General features: G+C 57.1%; 23 protein-coding genes. 15 read left to right on the forward strand and 8 right to left on the reverse strand.

Translation table 11 applies throughout. The features are described 5' to 3' along the window. Positions 1-10 precede the first annotated feature (10 nt). The 4 genes from cobU (at position 11) to K3757_RS16225 (ending at position 3431) form a co-directional block, all read left to right on the forward strand. The gene (gene cobU, locus K3757_RS16210; RefSeq protein WP_259997050.1) at positions 11-532 is read left to right on the forward strand and encodes a bifunctional adenosylcobinamide kinase/adenosylcobinamide-phosphate guanylyltransferase; all 522 of its coding nucleotides are present in this window, start codon (positions 11-13) and stop codon (positions 530-532) included. Beyond that, positions 529-1113: a histidine phosphatase family protein gene (locus K3757_RS16215; protein ID WP_259997051.1), complete on the forward strand. Its 585-nt coding sequence runs from the start codon at positions 529-531 to the stop codon at positions 1111-1113. Before cobU ends, K3757_RS16215 begins: the two co-directional genes overlap by 4 nt. 59 nt (positions 1114-1172) lie before the next feature. Further along, positions 1173-1850 (forward strand): glutathione S-transferase, encoded by a 678-nt coding sequence (locus K3757_RS16220; protein ID WP_259997052.1) that lies wholly within the window; start codon positions 1173-1175, stop codon positions 1848-1850. Between the two features lie 66 nt (positions 1851-1916). Further along, positions 1917-3431: a YifB family Mg chelatase-like AAA ATPase gene (locus K3757_RS16225; RefSeq protein ID WP_259997061.1), complete on the forward strand. Its 1515-nt coding sequence runs from the start codon at positions 1917-1919 to the stop codon at positions 3429-3431. Here the strand turns inward: K3757_RS16225 and K3757_RS16230 are convergent. The 4 genes from K3757_RS16230 to rsmI are packed head-to-tail and all read right to left on the reverse strand — an operon-like array spanning position 3403 to position 6548. After that, a complete protein-coding gene (locus K3757_RS16230; RefSeq protein WP_259997063.1) occupies positions 3403-4308 on the reverse strand; it encodes an alpha/beta hydrolase in 906 nt (301 codons plus the stop codon). The genes K3757_RS16225 and K3757_RS16230 overlap by 29 nt on opposite strands. Further along, complete coding sequence (gene gshB, locus K3757_RS16235) at positions 4305-5240, reverse strand: glutathione synthase (protein ID WP_259997065.1); 936 nt, start codon at positions 5238-5240, stop codon at positions 4305-4307. The genes K3757_RS16230 and gshB overlap by 4 nt, the downstream gene beginning before the upstream one ends. A gap of 58 nt (positions 5241-5298) precedes the next feature. Then, positions 5299-5643 (reverse strand): YraN family protein, encoded by a 345-nt coding sequence (locus K3757_RS16240; protein WP_311201745.1) that lies wholly within the window; start codon positions 5641-5643, stop codon positions 5299-5301. A 41-nt stretch (positions 5644-5684) separates the two neighbouring features. Continuing rightward, positions 5685-6548, reverse strand: a complete 864-nt coding sequence (rsmI, locus tag K3757_RS16245; protein ID WP_259997069.1) for a 16S rRNA (cytidine(1402)-2'-O)-methyltransferase — start codon at positions 6546-6548, stop codon at positions 5685-5687. 88 nt (positions 6549-6636) lie between these two features. Between rsmI and K3757_RS16250 the strand changes: the two genes are divergently transcribed. From K3757_RS16250 to murJ, 4 genes are all read left to right on the forward strand, one after another. Then, positions 6637-7821: a penicillin-binding protein activator gene (locus K3757_RS16250; RefSeq protein WP_259997072.1), complete on the forward strand. Its 1185-nt coding sequence runs from the start codon at positions 6637-6639 to the stop codon at positions 7819-7821. Positions 7822-7841: 20 nt separating this feature from the next. Further along, complete coding sequence (locus tag K3757_RS16255; protein ID WP_259997073.1) at positions 7842-10604, forward strand: [protein-PII] uridylyltransferase; 2763 nt, start codon at positions 7842-7844, stop codon at positions 10602-10604. A gap of 54 nt (positions 10605-10658) precedes the next feature. Further along, on the forward strand, positions 10659-11879 hold the full coding sequence (locus K3757_RS16260; RefSeq protein WP_259997074.1) for an MFS transporter: 1221 nt from the start codon (positions 10659-10661) through the stop codon (positions 11877-11879). A gap of 117 nt (positions 11880-11996) precedes the next feature. Then, the gene (murJ, locus tag K3757_RS16265) at positions 11997-13541 is read left to right on the forward strand and encodes a murein biosynthesis integral membrane protein MurJ (RefSeq protein WP_259997075.1); all 1545 of its coding nucleotides are present in this window, start codon (positions 11997-11999) and stop codon (positions 13539-13541) included. 2 nt (positions 13542-13543) lie between these two features. Here murJ and K3757_RS16270 read toward each other — a convergent pair whose 3' ends face one another. After that, positions 13544-14239 (reverse strand): rhomboid family intramembrane serine protease, encoded by a 696-nt coding sequence (locus tag K3757_RS16270; protein WP_259997076.1) that lies wholly within the window; start codon positions 14237-14239, stop codon positions 13544-13546. Between the two features lie 87 nt (positions 14240-14326). Between K3757_RS16270 and trpS the strand changes: the two genes are divergently transcribed. From trpS to K3757_RS16295, 5 genes are all read left to right on the forward strand, one after another. Next, on the forward strand, positions 14327-15346 hold the full coding sequence (gene trpS, locus K3757_RS16275; RefSeq protein ID WP_259997079.1) for a tryptophan--tRNA ligase: 1020 nt from the start codon (positions 14327-14329) through the stop codon (positions 15344-15346). Positions 15347-15469: 123 nt separating this feature from the next. After that, complete coding sequence (locus tag K3757_RS16280; protein ID WP_259997080.1) at positions 15470-15940, forward strand: VOC family protein; 471 nt, start codon at positions 15470-15472, stop codon at positions 15938-15940. Positions 15941-15995: 55 nt separating this feature from the next. After that, the gene (locus tag K3757_RS16285; RefSeq protein ID WP_259997082.1) at positions 15996-17102 is read left to right on the forward strand and encodes a class II histone deacetylase; all 1107 of its coding nucleotides are present in this window, start codon (positions 15996-15998) and stop codon (positions 17100-17102) included. Between the two features lie 3 nt (positions 17103-17105). After that, the gene (locus tag K3757_RS16290; RefSeq protein WP_259997084.1) at positions 17106-17678 is read left to right on the forward strand and encodes a nitroreductase; all 573 of its coding nucleotides are present in this window, start codon (positions 17106-17108) and stop codon (positions 17676-17678) included. Beyond that, entirely contained in the window at positions 17669-18406 is a 738-nt protein-coding gene (locus K3757_RS16295; protein ID WP_259997088.1) for an EI24 domain-containing protein, read from the forward strand. The genes K3757_RS16290 and K3757_RS16295 overlap by 10 nt, the downstream gene beginning before the upstream one ends. Here the strand turns inward: K3757_RS16295 and K3757_RS16300 are convergent. Further along, positions 18336-18632 carry a DUF1467 family protein gene (locus tag K3757_RS16300; protein ID WP_259997090.1) on the reverse strand — a complete coding sequence of 99 codons (297 nt, stop codon included), beginning with the start codon at positions 18630-18632 and terminating at the stop codon, positions 18336-18338. The two genes, K3757_RS16295 and K3757_RS16300, sit on opposite strands and share 71 nt — an antisense overlap. Before the next feature lie 3 nt (positions 18633-18635). Continuing rightward, entirely contained in the window at positions 18636-19040 is a 405-nt protein-coding gene (mce, locus tag K3757_RS16305; RefSeq protein WP_025050021.1) for a methylmalonyl-CoA epimerase, read from the reverse strand. 132 nt (positions 19041-19172) lie between these two features. On the opposite strand from mce, the gene K3757_RS16310 reads away from it, so the two are divergent. Beyond that, a complete protein-coding gene (locus K3757_RS16310) occupies positions 19173-19892 on the forward strand; it encodes a response regulator (RefSeq protein WP_260001302.1) in 720 nt (239 codons plus the stop codon). Here K3757_RS16310 and K3757_RS16315 read toward each other — a convergent pair. Then, on the reverse strand, positions 19889-20620 hold the full coding sequence (locus K3757_RS16315) for a GNAT family N-acetyltransferase (RefSeq protein ID WP_260001303.1): 732 nt from the start codon (positions 20618-20620) through the stop codon (positions 19889-19891). The genes K3757_RS16310 and K3757_RS16315 overlap by 4 nt on opposite strands. Positions 20621-20742: 122 nt before the next feature. Here K3757_RS16315 and K3757_RS16320 point away from each other — a divergent pair, with 122 nt between their 5' ends. Beyond that, positions 20743-21219 (forward strand): hemerythrin domain-containing protein, encoded by a 477-nt coding sequence (locus K3757_RS16320; protein WP_259997092.1) that lies wholly within the window; start codon positions 20743-20745, stop codon positions 21217-21219. Positions 21220-21235: the final 16 nt, after the last annotated feature.

Genomic DNA, 21235 nt, shown 5'->3' on the forward strand with positions numbered 1-21235 from the left:
GTTGGAAAAAATGTTGCCCACAGGGACATTCGTTCTAGGCGGCGCGGCTTCTGGAAAATCGGAATGGGCCGAAAACTTTATTCTTTCTAGAAACTTAGCAGTGACATACCTCGCCACTGGTCGCGCGGAAGATGATGAAACACGATTTCGTGTAGACGTGCACAAAGCGCGGCGCGACGCGCGGTGGGTGACTGTTGAAGAACCGCTTGAACTGGCCGGTCCCCTGACAGCTTTGGCGCCCGATACACCGGTTTTGATCGACTGTGCCACGATGTGGCTAAGCAACCAGATGATGATAGAAGCCGATCTTGCGGTCGCGACAGAAAATTTGCTGGAAGCGCTGCGTGCCTGCCCTGCGCCTTGGGTCATCGTCTCAAACGAAGTGGGACACGGAATCGTCCCTGATAACAAACTGGCCCGACAGTTCCGCGAGGCACAGGGACGCTTGAATATCGCTCTCGCGCGTGAGGCAGATTTGGCCGTCATGGTCGTAGCTGGTATACCGCAGATACTTAAAGGGGCCCTTGCATGACGACTTGGCATTGGGTGCGGCACGGGCCGACCCACGAAAAAAGCTTTGTCGGTTGGCGCGACGTACCTGCCGATCTGTCCGACACCGCCCTGATTGGGCGCGTGCGTGCACATCTGCCAGAGGATGCCGTGGTTGTTTCATCTGACCTGATCAGGTCTGTTGCCACTGCCGACGCGCTAAGCGCGCCGCACCATACACGCCTGCCCCATGAACCAGACCTACGAGAAATCGACTTTGGCGTTTGGGACGGGATGCATTTTGACGCCGTGGCCGCCCGCGATCCTGAGCTGAGCCGCACATTTTGGGAAAAACCCGGTGATATCCGCGCGCCGGAAGGCGAAAGCTGGAACCAGACAATGGCGCGGGTGAGCGCCGTGGTAGATCGCCTGAATGCGGCCCATCCCCAAGGCGACATCATAGCCGTGGCACATTTCGGAGTGATCCTGACGCAAGTCCAACGCGCGCTCCACGTCTCTGCCTATGAGGCAATGTCGCACAAGATCGACAACATTTCTGTCACCACATTGCAGCATTTGGGAAATGAACGCTGGGACGTAGCACGGATCAATCATCTTCCTTGATGCCAGTGCCCACGCAATTGAATTTGCGGAGCGAGGATAAGCCGACTAGCGTGCAGTTTATGACATATGAACTTTATATTGGTGATCGCAGTTTTTCGAGCTGGTCTTTGCGCGGCTGGCTGATGCTGCATAAATTCAACCTGCCTTACCGCGCGCATTTGGTCGGCCTTTACGGTGGCACGATGGCGCAGGATATGGCCCCTCTTGCGCCTGCACGGCTTGTTCCGGCACTGCGCACACCTGAGGGGGAAGTGATCGGCGAAAGCATGGCCATGGCAGAAACGCTTGCCGAGCGGCACCCGCAAGCCAAGCTTTGGCCAAGCGACCCTGCCGCCCGCAGCCGCGCACGCTGGCTTTGCGCCGAGATGGCAGCAGGCTTTGGTGCCCTGAGGGGAAGCTGCCCGATGCAATTGATCCATGTGGATGCGGAGTTTGCGCCATCCGATGCCGTAAAATCCGATCTGGCGCGGGTTGAGACGCTGTGGGATTTCGCCCGCGAAAAAGCCGTGGATGGACCTTGGTTGTTTGGAGAATACTCGCTGGCGGATGCATTTTATGCGCCCGTTTGTGCGCGGATCGTGGGATATAACCTACCCGTGTCGGATGCTGCGCGTACCTACTGTGAGAACACAATTAAAGACCCTGCTTTCCGCGAATGGCGCGCCGAAGGACTGAAAACCACTTACGATCCTTTTCCCTACCCGCCTGTCGGCCAGACTGCCCCTTGGCCAGCCTAAAGCATTAACCATTCTTAAAGACTTCCAGCTGTACCGTTAACCAAATGGTAGGGATGGAGCGAACAAATGGTGGCACGCGCCTATAGCGTGGCTTTTCAAGGGGTTGAGGCGCGCATCGTCGAGGTGCAATGTGCCGTGACACCAGGATTGCCCGCATTCTCCATCGTGGGCTTACCCGATAAGGCGGTGTCCGAAGCCCGCGATCGCGTGCGCACGGCGCTAACCTCTATGGCGATTGCGCTGCCCTCCAAGCGCATCACAATCAACCTCAGCCCGGCAAACCTCCCGAAGGAGGGGAGCCACTTTGATTTGCCGATTGCGATGGCACTGTTGGCTGCATTGGACATCCTGCCCAAAGATGTGGTGGAAACGGTGGTCGCGTTAGGAGAGCTTTCGCTGGATGGCTCATTGGTACCGGTGGTCGGCGCTTTGCCTGCCGCCATGGCCGCTGCACAAGAAGAACGCAGCCTGCTGTGCCCCGAAGGATCAGGGGCAGAGGCGGCATGGGTCAACGCCTGTCAGGTGATTGCAGCGCGCAGTTTAGGCGATGTTGTGCGCCACTACACCGGTCAGGTCCCGCTGTCTCCGGCAGAACCCGGAGAAGTAGCGCCAGTTGATCACAGTCGGGATTTACAGGAGGTCAAAGGACAGGAACGCGCCAAGCGCGCGTTAGAAATTTCTGCCGCTGGACGCCATCATCTAATCATGATCGGCACACCGGGGTCGGGGAAGTCCATGCTCGCGGCCCGCCTGCCTGGAATACTGCCTCCACTTTCGGCTGCTGAAGCTTTGGAAACCTCTATGATCCACTCGCTTGCCGGATTGCTGGACGAAGGCGGCATCAGCCGTGCGCGACCCTTTAGAGAACCGCATCACACCGCATCTATGGCCGCCATTATTGGCGGTGGGCGCAACGCAAAACCGGGGGAGGTCAGCCTTGCCCACAACGGCGTCCTGTTCATGGACGAGTTCCCCGAATTTCCGCGCAATGTTCTGGAAACCCTCCGCCAACCGATCGAGACTTCCGAGGTGATGATCAGTCGCGCCAATGCCCACGTCAAATACCCTTGCAGGTTTATGTTGGTTGCTGCCGCAAACCCCTGCAAATGCGGCTATCTGACCGATCCTGCCCGCGCCTGCGCTCGCGTCCCGCAATGCGGAGAGGATTATATGGGCCGTATTTCTGGTCCATTAATGGACCGGTTCGACCTGCGCATTGATGTCCCACCGGTAAGCTATTCAGATCTTGACCTGCCTGCCTCTGGTGAAAGTTCAGCCGAGATTGCGGCGCGGGTGGCACAGGCCCGGCAGCGACAGACAGCACGCTTTGCGGCTTCACCCACTATTCTGTGCAACGCCGATGCAGAAGGCGCAATGCTGGAACAAATGGCATCCCCCGATGCCGAAGGGCGCACGCTTCTTGTTCGAGCGGCTGAGCGGTTTGGCTTGTCCGCGCGCGGCTATCACCGCGTCTTGCGGGTTGCACGCACCATTGCCGATCTTGATGGCTCCACTGATGTGCGAAAGCCGCATATCGCTGAAGCGGTGAGCTTTAGACTGCCCAGCCTTGTTGATGCTTAATCCAAAGCGCCAGCGCATCCAGTGTCCGCCGCGCCTCGGGCAATAAGGTGTGAAACAAAGGCCATACATGCGGTAAATCGTGCTGCTCGACCAACTCTGCGGGGACACCGCCTTCACGTATCCGCGCAGCAAGCCTGCGCGCATCGTCCAGCAGTATTTCTGTATCGCCGACAGTGATCCACGCTGGCGGCGCGCCGTTAAAGTCCGCAAACATTGGACTGACGCAAGGATCATCCCCGCTATGGCCTTGCAGAAACATTTCGGCCATCGCCGTAGCACGCTCTGCCGGAAGCAGAACATCACACTGCGCGTTTTGTCCGAAACTTTCACCGCTGTAGGTCAGATCAGTCAGAGGCGAGAACCCGAAAGCGGCGGCCGGAACAGCGGCCCCGTCAGCGCATAGGCTAGCGATAAGGCCAAAGGCCAACGCCCCGCCTGCGCTATCACCGCCAAGCACGATGTCTTCGGGAGCAATACCAGACGCAATCAATCCATCCCAAGCGGCCCGCACATCATGCGGCGCGGCAGGAAATGGTGCTTCTGGCGCAAGGCGATAGCGCGGAAGAACGGCGCGTGCGCCAACGCGCGAGGCCAACTGCGCAACCATAGCGGCATGGGTGTTCGGGCTGCCAAAAACAAACCCGCCCCCATGCAGATACAACAAATACCGCCCCTCGATGCAGGTCCGCGGAGTCATCTCCAGGCAGGGGACCCCACCGTATTCTGTCCAGCGACGCTGTACGCCACGCGGTGCGCGAAACAATACACGGGCCTGAACCTCAAACGCCCTGCGCAAGACCTGAACAGAGCCGTTGCGCATGCGCCGCTTTTCGACAGCCCGTAACCAGGGATTAAGCAGACCTAGCGCAAAGCTCATGCGCGCTTGGCCTCGATTACCTCCCAGATTTTCGCAGCGATGTTTACGCCGTCGAAACGCTCAAGCTCCTGAATGCCGGTGGGCGAGGTTACGTTGATCTCCGTCAGGTAGTCACCGATCACGTCGATCCCGACAAACACCTGCCCTTTTTCTTTCAACAAACCACCGATGCGCTGGCAAATCTCAAGGTCACGGTCGGTCAGGCCCACTTTTTCAGGGCGACCGCCGACATGCATGTTAGAACGCGTTTCACCCTCCGCAGGCACACGGTTGATGGCCCCAACAGCCTCACCGTCGATCAAGATCACCCGTTTGTCCCCCTTGGACACATCCGGCAGGAATTTCTGGACGATCAATGGTTCCCGCGAAAAGCCAGTGAACAATTCGTGCAACGAACTGAGGTTGCGGTCATCATGGGTCAGCTTAAAGACCCCCGCGCCGCCGTTGCCGTAAAGCGGCTTGAGAATGACATCGCCGTGCTTTTCCTTGAAGGCCTTGATCGTTGACAGATCGCGGGCGATTGTCGTCGGCGGTGTGAGATCAGGGAAATTTAGCACCAGAAGTTTTTCCGGATAATTGCGTACCCAAAACGGGTCATTCACGACCAATGTTGTCTCTGCAATCCGGTCCAGCAGATGCGTTGACGTGATGTAGTGCATGTCAAAGGGCGGGTCCTGCCGCAGCCAAACCACGTCAAAATCGGAAAGGTCGACTTCGCGCATCTCGCCCAGAATGGCAGGCTCACCTGCGACGCGCTGCACGGTCATGTCATGACCACGTGCCGTTATGCGGCCTTCCTGATAGGCCAGATGATCAGGCGTATAGAAAAACAATGAGTGACCGCGCGCTTGCGCCTCTTCGGCGATGCGAAAGCTGCTGTCTGCGTCGATATTAACGTCCCCGATCGGGTCCATTTGAAAGGCGATTTTCATGTGCGTATCCTTGCTGTTGTCTCTTTGATGACAAAGCAGGGCGTCCGGCGCAATGCCCTCAGCCGTGACCGAAGGCGTTTTCAATGATTTGTGTCTCTCCGTGACCATTCACCAGCGCCACGTCAAAGCGGACTTCTGTCAGGTTTCCGCGCGGTTGCGTGCCCAAATACTCTGCTGCACAGTTGTAGATACGGCCGATCTGCGCAGGACTTAGACGCAGTGCGGCACGATCAAAGCTACGGCTTTGCTTTACTTCGATGAATATCAATCCTTCGCCGTCCTGAACGATCAGGTCGATCTCGCCGCTTTTTCCACGCCAGCGCTGGTGCGCAATCGTGAAACCGCGCCGTTCGTAATCCGATGCAATGATGGTTTCAGCGGCAAGACCCGCGTGAAATGACATGCTCCCGCGATGAATATTTTTCTGCGGGTGTGCCATTCACTTTAACCTTTTTGCGTACTCAGCTCCAAAGCGGCCTGATAAACCTGTCGGCGCGGCAAAGCGTGGGCCTTTGCAACCAGATCCACAGCATCGCGCATAGACAGCTCTGCCAGAGCAGCCTTCAACGACGTTTCTAAGTCATCAGAGTTAACAGTTTCTAAATCCCCGCGATCCACCAGCACGACGATCTCGCCCTTGGGTGTGACCTGACTGTAGAAATCCGCCAATTCTTCAATCGACCCGCGGCGGACTTCCTCGAACTTCTTTGTCAACTCACGGCACACAGCGGCTGCGCGCGCGCCGCCCAGCGCCGTATTTGCATCACGCAACATCGCGCCCAGACGTTTAGGTGATTCGTAAAAGACAAGCGTTGCGCGAACATCGCGCAGACCTTCGAGCGCGCTTATCCGCGCCGCTTTGGCATTTGGAAGAAAACCGGCAAAATGGAAAGAATCCGTTGGCAATCCAGCCAACGCAAGCGCTGTCAGCACTGCCGAGGGCCCAGGCGCGCAAGTGACCGGAACACCGGCCTGCGCTGCTGCGCGCGACAGCTCGAACCCCGGATCAGCGATCAGTGGCATTCCTGCCTCGGAGGCATAAGCCACTGATTTACCATCCTTCACTGCATTGATAAGGCGCGTGACAGCCCCTTCACCGGAATGGTCATGCAAGGCTGTAATCTTACGCCCCTCCAGCGGAATACCGTGAATATCCATGAGCTTAAGCAAGCTGCGCGTGTCCTCTGCGGCCAACATATCCGCGCTGGCCAAGACATCTAGCGCCCGCAATGTGATGTCGCGGGCAGTCCCTATCGGCACGCCGACAAAGGTAATTCCTGGCGCTAACTTCTGCTTATGGATATTCAACGCTGGACCCGCCCCTGTGACACGATATGATTGCGCAAATTACAGCGCGGGTGGGTTCCTGCGCCATTGACTGGGGAGTACTGTTACCATGTTTGCCATCCTACGCACCATCCGAAAGCCGATCCGGCTATTAATGCTGCCGATTTTTGCGATGATGCTGTCGGCCTGTGATCCGGCTGCGCTTGGCGGTTTGAGCGGTGCAGGCGGCCCCAAGATTGACCCTAACGCGCCGGTGCCTGTGGCGCTTCTTGTTCCGCGGGGAGGTTCCGCCGCCGATAATCTTCTGGCGAAGAACCTTGAGAATGCAGCGCGTCTGGCGATCCGCGACCTTGGCGGTGTTCAAATTGATCTACGGGTCTATGGCACGGCCGGTAAAGCCGGACCAGCAGCCACAGCCGCCGCGCAAGCGGTGAACGATGGCGCCAAAATCATCATCGGACCTGTCTATGGCGAGGCCGCAAATGCAGCAGGTGTGGCTGTTGCGGAATCCGGCGTGACCGTTTTGTCATTCTCGAACAACACAACCATCGCGGGCGGCAACGTATTCGTCCTTGGGCCCACATTTGATAATACTGCCAACCGATTGGTGAACTACGCAAAACGCGCTGGCAAAGACAAGATCGTCGTTCTGCACGCCAATGACATCGGCGGCCAACTGGGACGCAATGCCATTCAACAAGCGATTGCCGCGAATGGCGCGACATTGGCTGGCACCGTTGAATATCCGCTAAGTCAGGAAGGCGTACGGGCTGCGGTTCCGCAGGTGAAATCCGCGATGCAAAGCACAGGAGCGAACGCGCTGTTCCTGACGGCGAACTCGTCAACTGCATTGCCGTTGTTGGCAGAAATGCTGCCCAGCGCAGGCGTCAGCAACCAGAATAGCCAGTACATAGGCCTGACACGTTGGGACATTCCAGCGCAGACACTTGCTTTGCCTGGCATTCAGGGGGGCTGGTTTGCACTGCCTGACCCAGGTGCAAGCGCGGCATTTGCATCCCGCTATAACGCAGCCTATGGCGAGCGGCCTCTGGATATTGCCGGACTTGCCTTTGACGGCATTGCAGCCATCGGATCACTCGTGAAAAGTGGTAAGAAAAACGCTTTGTCCACCTCAGCCTTGACGCAAGGCGCCGGTTTCAAAGGGGCAAACGGCATCTTCCGTTTGCGCGCTGATGGAACAAACGAGCGTGGGCTTGCCGTGGCAGCAGTGCGCAACAATCAGGTTGTATTGCTGGAAGCTGCACCACAGGCCTTCGGCGGCGCGGGCTTCTGAGCGCGCCGGTGACAGACCAAATGACATCGGATTCGGGCGCGGAATTACAGCCGCGCCTGAGCGCCCTACCCTGTGAGATTTTTGACCAAGACGAAGTTGATGCAGAAATTGCAGCTGCTGCGGCGCGCATTTCTGACGAAACAGCACTGCGTGCAGAGACCGTAAAGATTTTGCGCACCGCCCAGACCAAAGGGCGCGCCAAAATCGCAGAGGCATTTGCCGCCAATCCTTTCGATGCGGCCGCGATGACCGTTTCTTACACCTACCTGACGGACGGGATGGTAAAGTCGGTTCTCAAGGTGGCAACGCAATTCCTTCACCCTGCACCTGCAACCGCGCCCGCCCTCAGCGTGATTGGCGTCGGCGGCTATGGCCGCGGCGAGATGGCACCGTTTTCAGATGTAGACCTCTTATTTCTGCTACCAGGAAAAATCAGCCCGTGGGCAAGCAATGTGATCGAAGCGATGCTGTACCTGCTCTGGGACCTGAAGCTAAAGGTTGGTCATTCCAGCCGTACCATTCGCGATTGCGTACAGCTCGCCACAGAAGATTTCACCATTCAGACCGCCCTGTTGGAGCATCGCTATATCTGCGGCGACACTGACCTTGCGCAGAAACTGGATGTCACGCTTAAACGGGATCTGTTTTCGGGATCAGGGCGCGAATTTATTGAGGCCAAACTGGCCGAACGCGACAGTCGCCATATAAAGCAGGGCCAACGCTATGTTGTTGAGCCAAATGTGAAAGAAGGCAAAGGCGGCCTTCGTGATCTTCAATCGCTGTTCTGGATCGCCAAATTCATTCACGGCGTCGAACATTCTGCTGATCTGGTCGCCGAGGGCGTCTTTCGCGAAGACGAATACGAAACATTCAAAGCCGCCGAAAACTTTCTGTGGGCCGTGCGTGGGCATTTGCATCTGTTGACCAACCGCGCCACCGAACAGCTGACCTTTGACATGCAAGTAAGCGTGGCTGAAGCCATGCGTTTTGAGGATAGCGCAGGCCGCCGCGCGGTCGAAGTCTTCATGCAAGCCTATTTTCGCCACGCCACGGCTGTTGGTGATCTGACCCGCATCTTCCTGACAAAGCTGGAAGATATGCACGTCAAATCAGAACCGCTGCTAGAGCGGATTTTTCGGCGCAGGCCGCGGATCAAAGACGGCTATGTCATCGTGCACAACCGTATCGCCCTAAAGGATAGTGAGGCCTTTCTGAGCGACCCGCTCAATCTGCTACGCGTATTCGAAGAAGCTTTACGGACGGGCATGCTGATCCACCCCGACGCGATGCGGACCGTGAAGGCAAACCTGCATCTTATCAACGACACTCTACGCAACGATCCTGAGGCCCAGCGCATCTTTCTGGATTTGCTGCTCAAGCATGGCAATCCGGAACGCGCCTTGCGGCGGATGAACGAACTCGGCGTCCTTGCCGCTTTCATCCCAGAATTCGAACCCATCGTAGCAATGATGCAATTCAACATGTATCACAGCTACACCGTGGACGAGCATACCATCCAGACCATCGCCCACCTTGCCATGATCGAAAAGAACGAACTGGAAGAAGAACTTCCTGTTGCGTCCTCGATCCTCAAGCGCGGCGTGAACCGCAAAATTCTTTATGTTGCCCTACTGCTGCATGACATTGGCAAGGGTCGATCCGAAGATCACTCGATCCTCGGCGCTCAGATCGCACGCAAAGTGGCCCCTCGTCTCGGGCTTAAACAAGACGAAGTCGATACTGTCGAATGGCTGGTGCGGTATCACCTTCTGATGTCTGACATGGCGCAAAAGCGCGACATTGCTGATCCACGCACGGTGCGTGACTTTGCCAAAGCTGTGCAGACCGTCAAACGTTTGGATTTGCTTTGCGTACTGACGGTTTGTGACATTCGCGGCGTTGGCCCAGATACCTGGAACAACTGGAAGGCCGTGCTTATCCGCGCGCTCTACCGCCAGACCGAGCGCGCGCTTGAAACCGGCCTTGAAGACCTTAACCGCAAGAATCGCGGCGCAGAGGCCAAGAAGGCCCTGCGTGCTGCGCTGCCCGACTGGCCCAAAAAAGCGCTCAAGGCGGAAACTGCACGGCATTATGATCCCTATTGGCAAGGACTGCACGTCACCGCCCATGTCGCCTTTGCCAACCTCTTGCGCGATATCGAACCCGACTCGGTTCTGATTGATTTGCATCCTGATGAAGACCGCGACGCCACGCGCGCGTGCTTTGTGATGCCGGACCACCACGGAATTTTCTCGCGACTGGCTGGTGCTTTGGCGCTGGTCGGCGCCAATGTGGTGGACGCCCGCAGCTATACGACCAAAGATGGCTACATCACCGATGCCTTCTGGATACAGGATAGCGAAGGCAACGCCTATGAGGCGTCCAAGCTGCCCCGCCTCCGCCAGATGATTGAAAAGACGCTGCGCGGCGAGGTGATTGCACGCGATGCGCTTAAATCCCGTGACAAGGTCAAGAAGCGCGAAAAAGCATTTCGCGTGCCGACGCATATCACTTTCGACAACGACGGCTCGGAAATCTACACTATCATCGAAGTGGATACCCGTGATCGACCAGGGCTGCTTTATGATCTGGCCCGTGCCTTAGCGGGCGCGAACGTGTATATTGCCAACGCGGTAATCGCGACCTACGGCGAACAGGTTGTTGATACCTTCTACGTGAAAGATATGTTCGGGCTGAAGTATTATTCCGAAGCCAAACAGCGCACGCTGGAGAAGCGTTTGCGCGAAGCAATATTAGAAGGTGTGGCGCGGGCAGACAGCTGAGCCTGAATAATGTGGCTGATTTGCCTCGCCATGCGTGTACAAAGGCCCCTTTATTTGACCCTGCACCGTACAGTCACGTTAATGCCTTGGTTTCAGTTCTTTAACGCCCTGCTTTTTTGGCAGGCGGTGTGGTTCTTGTACTTTCAGGCCAACCTGTCCGGCGCCGAAGCGATCATTCTTTATTCCGTCTACGACATCTCGACCACGCTCCTTGAGGTGCCCTCTGGCTACTTTTCGGACAGGCTTGGGCGGCGGGTGACGCTTGCTTTGTCGACGCTGTGCAGCCTGCTTGGATGTCTGGCATTGGCTGCAGGCGGCAGCTTTGCCATTTTCGCATTGGGGCAAAGCCTTATCGGCGCAGGAGCAGCGTTCAAATCCGGCACAGATACGTCCCTGCTTTATGAGGCATTGGAAGCAACAGGCCGAGCCGATGAGGTTGAAGCGCAAGAAGTGCGTGCATGGCGTTTCAGCCTTGCAGGGTTTGCCCTGTCTGCCCTGATCGGCGGCGCACTGAGCTTTTGGTCACCTGTCGCGCCATTCTACGCAACCGCGATTGCCTTCGCAGTGGCCGCCGCATTGGTCGCCTATATGTCTGAACCACCGCGTTCTTCCGACAGTACACCCGACCTTGGCACCCAGATCAGCCAGCTTAAAGCAGCCATGCTGCATCCTGTTCTGGCATGGCTTTTTGTGCTGACTGTCTTGATGTACGGTTTCAGCCATTTGCCCTTTGTTTTTGGCCAGCCTTTTATCTTGACGGCTCTGGATGAGTTGGACCTTGCCGCCGAAGCGCCGCTGGTGAGCGGGGCCGTGACCAGCGCGATGATGCTTGTCTCGGTGCTTGCCTCCCTTATTGCCCTGCGATTGCGGCGCGCTCTTGGTTTGCCTTTGCTTCTTATCTGCGCGTTTGGTCTTCAAATTGCGCTGGTGGGTGCCTTGGCAACCAGCACGTCAGTGGTGGTGATCGGTGTGCTGCTTTTGCGGATCGTTCCGGATTCGCTGGCCTATCCCTTCATTATCGCCCGCATTCAACCGCTTTTGGAAAGCCAGACGCGGGCCACGTATCTTTCACTCAAAAGTCTTGGGGGTAAGATCTTCTTTGCCTCGACACTGTTGCTTGCGGCGACCAGCGCGCAAGAAGCAGGGTTGCTGCCGGCGGATGATCTCCAACGGATTTTGGGGTGGTATACTGTTGGGGGGCTGCTTGCGCTTACGGGTCTGGCAATTACAGCACGATGGGTTCAGATCGCGCCGCAGCAAGCCACCCGATCGTAATTGCAAACTTCCGCGCCGTCCTAAAACCGCCTCCCGCGTGCCCTCGGGAAAAAGCCATTTGCAACGCTGCCTGTCAATCGCTAGGGCAAGAGAGACCAGCAACAAAGGCTCCGCTCCATGAAACCCATCCGCCTGATGTCCGGTTTTTTCACCGTAGGTGTCTGGACCCTGCTTAGCCGGGTGTTGGGGTTCGTGCGCGAGGTAATGATCCTTTCACTGATCGGGCCCGGGCCGTTGATGGATGCTTTCGTAGCCGCCTTCCGCTTGCCCAACATGTTCCGCCGCTTCTTTGCCGAAGGCGCGTTCAATGCGGCCTTTGTGCCGATGTTCTCCAAACGACTGGAGGCTGGCGCCGACGCCGACACCTTTGCGCAAAACGCATTCTCGGGGCTCTTTTTTATCGTGACGTTCCTGACCGCGCTCGGGATGATCTTTATGCCTGCGCTTGTCTGGCTGACGGCCGAAGGATTCACGGACGACGGCCGGTTTGACCTGACGGTCGGGTATGGACGGATCGTATTTCCCTATATTCTGTTCATGTCACTGTCTGCGCTCTTTTCAGGCATCCTGAATGCCACAGGGCGTTTTGCGGCTGCTGCAGCAGCGCCTGTCCTGCTGAATATCTTTGTGATTTCCGCCCTGACAATTGCAACACTTACCGGAGCCGAAGCAATCAACTGGTTGGTCTGGGCGGTTCCGCTGGCGGGTATTGCACAGCTGACGTTGACATGGCGCGCTGCGGCAAACGCCGGTTTTTCGCTGCGCCCGGCGCTTCCGCGCTGGAACAAGAACATGCGCGATCTGGTCGTTATCGCACTGCCTGCGGCACTTGCCTCCGGTGTTATGCAGGTCAATCTGGTCGTGGGGCAACTTGTGGCCTCACAATATGAAAATGCGGTAAGCTGGCTTTTTGCCGCCGATCGGCTGTACCAACTGCCGCTTGGCGTTGTGGGCATCGCTGTGGGTGTTGTGCTGCTGCCCGAGCTTTCACGCCGCCTGCAAGCCGGTGATGACGCTGGTGCAAAGTCTGCTCTGAGCCGCGCCGCAGAAATCTCGCTTGCGCTGACCATTCCGTCGGCTGTGGCGTTGATGGTGATCCCGTTAACGCTTGTCTCTGTGCTGTTCGAACGCGGAGCCTCAGGCACCGATGACACGGCGGCGATTGCAACGGCTGTGATGATCTATGGCTTGGGCCTGCCCGCATTCGTGCTGCAGAAGATCGTACAACCACTTTACTTCGCGCGCGGCGACACGCAGCGACCATTTTATTTTGCGTTGGTTGCCATGGTGGTCAACGGCGGACTGGCCTTTGGGCTTGCGCCGTGGGTCGGTTGGCTTGCACCTGCCATTGCCGCAACCGCAGCAGGCTGGATTATGTACGCACTTTTGGCTATTGGCGCGCGGGGCTTTGGCAAAACGGCACGGGTTGATGCGCGTTTCCGTACCCGCATCTGGCGCATCATCGCAGCATCACTGGTAATGGGCGCAGCCCTGTGGTTCTTTAACCTGCAACTGAGCGCGCTGCTTGCGCTGCCATGGTGGCGCGGTCTTGGCCTGTTTATCCTGCTGGTGCTGGGTGCCATCGCCTACTTTGGTTCCGGCCAGATGATGGGCGCGTTCAAACTGTCCGAATTCAAAGCTGCCATGCGGCGAGGCCGCTAGGCCTACCGCTGACGCAGCCGGTCCAGAATGCGCGCCCACTCTCCGGGTGCACAAAGAAAACTAAGGGCGAAGCCGCAGATAAATCCTGCCAGTTCGGCCACCCAGCCATTGCCCACCGTGGCAAACAGGCTCCAGACCAACTGCAGGCCCATCAACATCGCGATCAGCGTAAAGGCCTGAAGCTGCTGGCCGCCGCTTGCGGCCAGCTTGCGCCATAGCAAGAAGCTGTAGCCACCAATCAATCCATAGACCGAAGGATACGCACCGATCAGCCATACAGGATCATCCAGCACCAATGCATAGGTCAGCGCACCGCCAATGCCCGACACCACAAACAGCGCCAGCATCGCAAGCTGGCCCATCACTTCGGCGGCCATTTTGCCCAGCGCCAGCATCAGCACCACAGCGATCAACGCATGGGTAAAGCTGAGGTGGATGAAAGGGTACGTCAAAAAGCGCGCTAAATTATCCCATGACCAATATCCCTGTGCGAGCATGGCATCAAAGATATCGCCAGAGAAACCCCAGTCACGCACCAGTGCCAAACGCCAGCCAATCGCCTGCGGGCCACCGACCAGCCCAGCTTCGCCCAAGGTCAGAATGGCTTCGATTCCGGCCATGATGAGAAACAGGATAACCACCACGGCTGGTAGCTTGTTAAAAGGCGGTTCGAACTCGGGGTCGTGGGGGTCTGACATATGTACTGCTTTCAGCTCTGGTTGACGGGAACCTGTGCCATGGGTAAGCCCTCAGCGACAGCATATCCAGCCCCATCGGAGCATCCCATGACCGAGACCACCTTCACCCCCCGCGTTTTCTCCGGCATCCAGCCGTCTGGCGATCTGCATCTGGGAAACTATCTGGGCGCTCTCAAGAGATTTGCCGACGCCCAGAGCAAAGGTGTGCAGTCGATTTATTGCATGGTGGATCTGCATGCGATCACCGTTCCGCAGAACCCCGCAGATCTCAAGCGGAGCACCCGCGAGCTTTGCGCCGGTTTTATCGCAAGCGGCGTTGACCCTGACAAGTCCATCCTCATCAACCAGAGCCAAGTGCCAGAGCACGCGCAGCTGGCATGGATTTTCAACTGCGTCGCCCGCATGGGGTGGATGGGCCGCATGACACAGTGGAAAGACAAAGCCGGCAAGAACGCCGAAGCCGCATCATTAGGGCTGTTCGCCTACCCTGCGCTTATGGCTGCTGATATCCTGATCTACCACGCCACCCACGTGCCTGTGGGCGAAGACCAGAAGCAGCACCTTGAACTGACGCGCGATATCGCGGCCAAGTTCAACCATGACTACGGTGTTGATTTCTTCCCGCTGACCGAGCCGGTGATTGAGGGTGCTGCCACCCGTGTGATGTCCCTGCGCGACGGCTCCAAGAAGATGTCCAAGTCTGACGCATCAGATGCCAGCCGCATCAACATGACAGACGATGCCGACACCATCGCCAAGAAAATTCGCAAGGCCAAAACAGACCCGGATGCCCTTCCTTCCGAGGTCGAGGGCCTGAAAGATCGCCCCGAGGCGCGCAACCTTGTTAACATTTACGCCGCCCTGAACGAGCAAACGGTCGAACAGGTTCTGGCAGATGTTGGCGGACAGCAGTTCGGTACGTTTAAACCCGCGCTGGCGGATCTGGCTGTGGCCAAACTTGCCCCGATCTCAACCGAAATGGCGCGGCTGATGAATGATCCTGCCGAGATTGACCGGCTGCTTGCGAAAGGCGCACTTCAAGCGCGAGAGATCACCGCACCGATTCTGAAAAAGACCTATGAAATAGTCGGAATGGTGGGCGCCTGATCCGCGCCCACTCAACAAACAGTCGCGCCTGTGTTTCTTTGCACAGGTGCTGCGCGTGCCTCAGCCTCGCACTACGAAAAGCAAGCGCTTAACTGTTGCTCCATGTAAACTGGAGTAACAGACATGTCCCATCCCACAGTCGGCCATATCCATCTGCGCGTTGCAAACCTTGACCGTGCGATTACCTTCTACCGCGATGTATTGGGGTTTGATCTGACGCTACGTATGGGCGATCAGGCAGCCTTTTTGGGCGCGGGCGGGTATCATCATCATATTGGCCTGAACACTTGGGAAAGCCGCGATGGGACGCCGCCACCACCAGGCCATACCGGCCTGTATCACAGCGCATTTCTTTATCCTGATCGCGCCGCACTTGGCAGCGTGATCAAACGGGTGTTGGCTGCGGGCATCCCTCTTGAGGGGGCTGCCGATCATGGTGTGAGTGAGGCCGTCTATCTAAGCGATCCTGACGGCAATGGCGTAGAGCTTTACCGCGACCGCCCGCGCGACGATTGGAAGTATGACGCACAAGGTAATCTGAAGATGGGCAATGCGCGACTGGATGTGCAGGCGATCATCGACGAAGCCCGATAGCCGTGGACAATCCGCGTCCGCTTTGCTTGTCTTGATCTAGGCTTAGGAGGCGATCATGGCGACAGGTTTTTTCTGGGACGAGCGCACATTCTGGCATGCCGGCGGCAACTATGCCGGCACGCTGCCAGTTGGTGGGTTGGTACAACCCTTGGCCGCAGGAGGTCTGCCCGAAAGCCCCGAGACAAAGCGGCGCCTTAAAAACCTGATGGATGTCACCGGCATCACCCGCGATCTGTATATGCGGAGCGCTTCTCAGGCCACCCGCGAGGACCTGCTGCGGGTGCATCCCGCCTCTTACCTTGATGCGTTCAAGGCCACCTCTGATGCTGGCGGCGGAGAGATCGGGCATCACGCCCCTTTCGCCTCTGGCGGATATGAGATCGCGGCACTATCTGCGGGTCTGGCCACGGCTGCGGTACGCGCCGTAGCAAGCGGTGAATTGACCAACGCATATTCGCTTAGCCGTCCACCCGGTCATCATTGCGAACCTGAAAGCCCGATGGGGTTTTGCCTGATGGCCAATATCGCCATCGCGCTAGAGGCCGCACTGGCTGAAAGACGTATCACACGTGCAGTTGTCCTTGATTGGGATGTTCACCACGGCAACGGGACCGAAGCGGTGTATTATGGTCGCTCGGATGTGCTCACCATTTCAATGCACCAAGAGGGCAACTACCCCCTTGAAACAGGCGCGTTGCATGACCGAGGCTGTGAAGATGGTGCAGGATTTAACCTGAACCTGCCTCTGCCTCCCGGTACGGGACATGACGCCTATCTGCACGCGCTCGACACTGTTGTAATCCCGCAGATCAAGGCCTTTGCGCCCGATATCATGATCGTAGCCTGCGGCTATGACTGCGCGGCACCCGACCCGCTTGGGTCTATGCTGGCGATGGCGCGAACGTTTGGCGATATGACTACCCGCATCAAGCAAACCGCCGAAGAGGTTTGCGGCGGGAAGCTGGTGGTTGTACATGAGGGCGGCTATTCCGAGGTATACGTGCCGTTCTGTGGACATGCGGTAATAGAGGCCCTGTCAGGCAGCTATATCCATGCTGCCGACCCCATGGATCATGTGCTAACCCGCCGACAGCCAAATCCACGCGTTGCAGCGTTCCAGAAAGAGCTGATAGACGATATGGCAAAAGAATTAGGACTTTAGACTATGCCCGTACCGAACCCGCAAGCGTTGGAGTTTTTGCTCACGCGCCGATCCCGCCCTGCCAAGACACTGACGACGCCGGTTCCTGATCGCGCAGCGTTGCAGACATTGCTTGAGGCCGCAGCGCGCACGCCGGACCACGGCAAACTTGAGCCATGGCGGTTCATTGTGATCGACCGCGCCGCAATGGCGCCGCTGGCCGAACTGGCACAGGCGCGCGGCGAGGCGTTGGGCTTGGATTCCGAACAGATCGTCAAAGGTCGCGGGCAGTTCGATCAGGGCAATCTGGCCGTGGCGGTGATCGAGGTTCAAAAAGACTCCCCTAAAATTCCGATACTTGAGCAGACTTATTCAGCAGGCGCTGTCTGTTTGGCACTTGTAAACGCTGGGCTTGCAGCCGGATGGGGGGCCAACTGGCTAAGTGGTTGGGCCAGCCATGACCGCGCTTTTATGGAACAAGGCTTTGGCCTTGCCGCGCATGAACGGATTGCCGGCATCATCCACATCGGCACCGAGACCAGCACACCCCCTGACCGTCCACGCCCCGATCTGGAAAAGATCACGACATGGCTTTGAGTACGATTATCACCGCCTTCAGTCTGGCGCTCAGCCAATTGAGCGATCCGCGCTTTCAGCGTGTCTTGCTGATGGGCGTAGGCCTGACGATAGCGCTACTGGTCGGCGCATCGGCAGGCTTTGTCTGGTTGATCAATTGGGTGGCAGGAGACAGCGTCTGGCTCCCCGTACTGGGAGAGGTTCAGTGGCTGGACGATTTGTTCAGCTGGGGCGCAGTGTTCCTGCTGCTTTTTCTGTCGGTGTTTTTGATGATCCCTGTGGCTTCTGCCATCACGTCGATGTTTCTGGACGACGTGGCCGATGCTGTTGAAGCTGTGCATTATCCGCAAATCCCGCAACAGCCGCGCACGCCCTTTTGGGATGGTCTGCGAGACACAGTGAATTTTCTCGGGGTGATCGTGGCTGTCAACGCGCTGGCCCTGATCCTTTATGTCGTCTTTGCCCCGGTGGCGATTTTCATCTTCTGGGCCGTAAACGGTTTCTTGCTGGGGCGAGAGTATTACACCCTAGCGGCGATGCGCCGTGTCGGGCGCAAACGGGCCAAAGAGTTGCGACGCAAGCATTTCGTGACAATCTGGGCAGCGGGAACGCTGATGGCGATACCGCTGTCCATCCCTTTTCTGAACCTCGTCATTCCGATTCTAGGGGCCGCGACGTTTACTCACCTGTTCCAGATGTTGCCGCAGGGGCGCCCCGCCCCACCCAGTTTTCCAGATCATCCACGCTGATCACACCTGAAAGAATAATCGCAACAAAGCTGCCCCAAATCACAAAAGCGATGCCTGTGGTCCAAAGCGCCTTTTTACCCAAATGATGATGTTCAGGCGCACCTGCATGTGTGCCGGGCACGATGTCTTTCAGGTCACCTTGGGTCTGAACGCGGATGGGCAGAATGATCAGGAACAGCATGAACCAGACAATTGCATACAGAACGATGGCTGAGACCGGGCCCATGACTTAAACCTGCTCCAGTTCGACGAGCGCGCCATTGAAATCTTTGGGGTGCAGGAAGATCACAGGCTTGCCATGCGCACCGATCTTTGGTTCGCCAGTGCCCAGCACACGTGCACCCGTTGATTTCAGGTGGTCCCGCGCCGCGATGATATCATCGACTTCGTAACAGATGTGGTGAATGCCGCCTGAAGGGTTCTTGTCCAGAAACCCTTGGATCGGAGAGTTCTCTCCCAGCGGGTAGAGTAGTTCGATCTTGGTATTTGGCAGCTCAATAAAGATAACCGTGACACCGTGGTCAGGTTCATCCTGCGGTGCGCCGACATTCGCGCCCAGCGCGTTGCGGTATTGATCCGCCGCTGCCTCAAGATCCGGCACGGCAATAGCTACATGGTTAAGGCGTCCGATCATGAATTTCTCCTCAGTGCATCAATCTGGCGCGTTTATGCGATGCATAGGCGGGGCATGCAATGCGACGCGTTAACTCTCTTTTAGGTATGGGTTCGTAATCTGATGACAAGTTTAATGGAATCGGAGAGCACCATGGAGACCAACGATCCGTTCGCGGCCAACTACCCGACGCCCACTGCGGCACGCCCGCTGCTGGGTCTGACCGTTCTGGTCGTTGAAGACAGCAGGTACGCCTGTGAGGCGATGCGCCTGTTGTGCCTACGCTCTGGCGCGCGCATCAGACGGGCGGACTGCATCCGCTCAGCACGCCGCCATTTGCAGGTCTACCGGCCATCGGTTGTTGTTGTGGACATGGGCCTGCCGGATGGTAACGGTGCGGATCTGATTGCAGAACTGGCACAAGCAGACGCGGAAAAAAGTGTGGTGCTGGCCACATCCGGTGATGACGGGCTGGAGCAGGAGGCGATGGCAGCAGGTGCACAGGGCTTCCTGAGCAAACCGATCACATCTCTAGCCGTTTTCCAGCAGATGATCCTTGCCACCCTACCCCAAGACCGCCAGCCTTCAGGCTTGCGCCTTATTGAGGATGAACAGGTATCGCCGGACGAGCTCGCGTATCATGATGATATAAACTATGCGGCCGAACTTCTGGAAAACCTCCCCAATGATAAGGCGCTGGATTATATTGCGCAGTTCCTAAAGGGGGTTGCACGCTCGGTCGAGGATGGTCGCATGGAGCAAGCAGCAATCGCATTGGAGGGAAAGCGCGCTGAAGGAAGAGGAACCGCATCAGAAGCGGCCCAAATTGCAGGCCTAATCCAGCAGCGGTTATCTCAGAAAATTGCGATCTAGCGTGACTTGAGCGCTGGGTCATCGGTGACACGTACAAGGCGGGTCATATCACCAAGGCTTTCACGCTGCTGCCCGTTGCTGTCAAAGTTCGCTGGTGACAGCCAGGCTGCATATGCTTCCTTGAGCGCAGGCCACTCCGGATCGATCGCGGCGAACCAAGCGGTGTCGCGATTACGCCCCTTAACCACCATTGCTTGCCGGAACACGCCTTCGAAACTCAGGCCAAGTCGTTCAGCTGCACGGCGCGATGCGAGGTTGAGTGCGTTACACTTCCACTCATAGCGCCGGTAGCCTGCGTCGAATGCCCATGACATCATTAGATACATGGCTTCGGTTGCCGCAACAGTGCGCTGCAACGCAGGGCTATAGCAGATGTGCCCGACTTCAATAGAACCCGCTTCGGGGTTTATGCGCAGATAGCTGGCAACACCTTCCCAATGACCGGTCTGCAAATTCTTGATCGCATAGAAGCATGGATCATGTAGCCCTGCATGATCACGGACCCAGCGATGATACTGCGCGGCTGAAGAAAACGGCCCATAGGGCATGTAATCCCAGACCCCATCGTGACCAACATAAGCGCGGTACAAAAGCGCAGCATGCGCATCTGCATTCAACCGTTCCAAGCGCACATATCGCCCCTCAAGGACATCCCAATCAGGCGCGGGAGGCGGGGTCCAGTCGTGAACGGGCGCGCCTACAGGCGCGGAAGAAACAGATACATTCATACCAGAGTGATAGGGCGCATACAGCTGCGCGCCAAGCATTGATTGATCCTCTCGATACTGCTGCGTAGGAACCTTTGCCTCCGTGGAGCGTTTGCAAAGCAACATCCAAGAGGAGAACTACCATGCCATCCATCTATGACGCCATCAAAGAAGATCACGACTCCCATCGCGAATTGCTCAATAAAATCGAGCAGACGAGCGGCGACAGCCCAGAGCGCCGCGAAGCATGGAACACGTTTTATGAAGATGTAAAATCCCACGCTGCCGCAGAAGAAGAGACCTTTTACTCAAAACTGATTTCCGAGACTTGGGGACAAGACGCGGCGCGCCACTCGGTACATGAACACCAGCAGTTGGATGACCTCATGGAAGAGCTGAACGAGACAGACATGTCATCTTCAGGATGGCTTACCCGCTTCAAGACTCTCAAACATGATTACGAGCATCACATGGAAGAGGAAGAATCCGAAGTATTCGAGCGTGCCAAAAAGGTGATCGGCGAAGAGCACAACGAAGGTTTTGGCAAAGATTTCGAGACCCGCAAGAAAGAAGAGCGAGGCCTGATTGCCAAGAAACGGGAAGACAGCCTCGAAGACTAGTCCGAAACGAAAAAGC

It is taken from the genome of Sulfitobacter sp. S223 (assembly GCF_025143825.1).
Taxonomy (GTDB): domain Bacteria; phylum Pseudomonadota; class Alphaproteobacteria; order Rhodobacterales; family Rhodobacteraceae; genus Sulfitobacter.

Coding starts and splice junctions, on each gene's coding strand:
- cobU (WP_259997050.1), top strand. CDS start 11: ATGTTGCCCACAGGGACATTCGTTCTAGGCGGCGCGGCTTCTGGAAAA.
- K3757_RS16215 (WP_259997051.1), top strand. CDS start 529: ATGACGACTTGGCATTGGGTGCGGCACGGGCCGACCCACGAAAAAAGC.
- K3757_RS16220 (WP_259997052.1), top strand. CDS start 1,173: ATGACATATGAACTTTATATTGGTGATCGCAGTTTTTCGAGCTGGTCT.
- K3757_RS16225 (WP_259997061.1), top strand. CDS start 1,917: ATGGTGGCACGCGCCTATAGCGTGGCTTTTCAAGGGGTTGAGGCGCGC.
- K3757_RS16230 (WP_259997063.1), bottom strand. CDS start 4,308: ATGAGCTTTGCGCTAGGTCTGCTTAATCCCTGGTTACGGGCTGTCGAA.
- gshB (WP_259997065.1), bottom strand. CDS start 5,240: ATGAAAATCGCCTTTCAAATGGACCCGATCGGGGACGTTAATATCGAC.
- K3757_RS16240 (WP_311201745.1), bottom strand. CDS start 5,643: ATGTCATTTCACGCGGGTCTTGCCGCTGAAACCATCATTGCATCGGAT.
- K3757_RS16250 (WP_259997072.1), top strand. CDS start 6,637: ATGTTTGCCATCCTACGCACCATCCGAAAGCCGATCCGGCTATTAATG.
- K3757_RS16255 (WP_259997073.1), top strand. CDS start 7,842: ATGACATCGGATTCGGGCGCGGAATTACAGCCGCGCCTGAGCGCCCTA.
- murJ (WP_259997075.1), top strand. CDS start 11,997: ATGAAACCCATCCGCCTGATGTCCGGTTTTTTCACCGTAGGTGTCTGG.
- K3757_RS16270 (WP_259997076.1), bottom strand. CDS start 14,239: ATGTCAGACCCCCACGACCCCGAGTTCGAACCGCCTTTTAACAAGCTA.
- trpS (WP_259997079.1), top strand. CDS start 14,327: ATGACCGAGACCACCTTCACCCCCCGCGTTTTCTCCGGCATCCAGCCG.
- K3757_RS16280 (WP_259997080.1), top strand. CDS start 15,470: ATGTCCCATCCCACAGTCGGCCATATCCATCTGCGCGTTGCAAACCTT.
- K3757_RS16285 (WP_259997082.1), top strand. CDS start 15,996: ATGGCGACAGGTTTTTTCTGGGACGAGCGCACATTCTGGCATGCCGGC.
- K3757_RS16290 (WP_259997084.1), top strand. CDS start 17,106: ATGCCCGTACCGAACCCGCAAGCGTTGGAGTTTTTGCTCACGCGCCGA.
- K3757_RS16295 (WP_259997088.1), top strand. CDS start 17,669: ATGGCTTTGAGTACGATTATCACCGCCTTCAGTCTGGCGCTCAGCCAA.
- K3757_RS16300 (WP_259997090.1), bottom strand. CDS start 18,632: ATGGGCCCGGTCTCAGCCATCGTTCTGTATGCAATTGTCTGGTTCATG.
- mce (WP_025050021.1), bottom strand. CDS start 19,040: ATGATCGGACGCCTTAACCATGTAGCTATTGCCGTGCCGGATCTTGAG.
- K3757_RS16310 (WP_260001302.1), top strand. CDS start 19,173: ATGGAGACCAACGATCCGTTCGCGGCCAACTACCCGACGCCCACTGCG.
- K3757_RS16315 (WP_260001303.1), bottom strand. CDS start 20,620: ATGAATGTATCTGTTTCTTCCGCGCCTGTAGGCGCGCCCGTTCACGAC.
- K3757_RS16320 (WP_259997092.1), top strand. CDS start 20,743: ATGCCATCCATCTATGACGCCATCAAAGAAGATCACGACTCCCATCGC.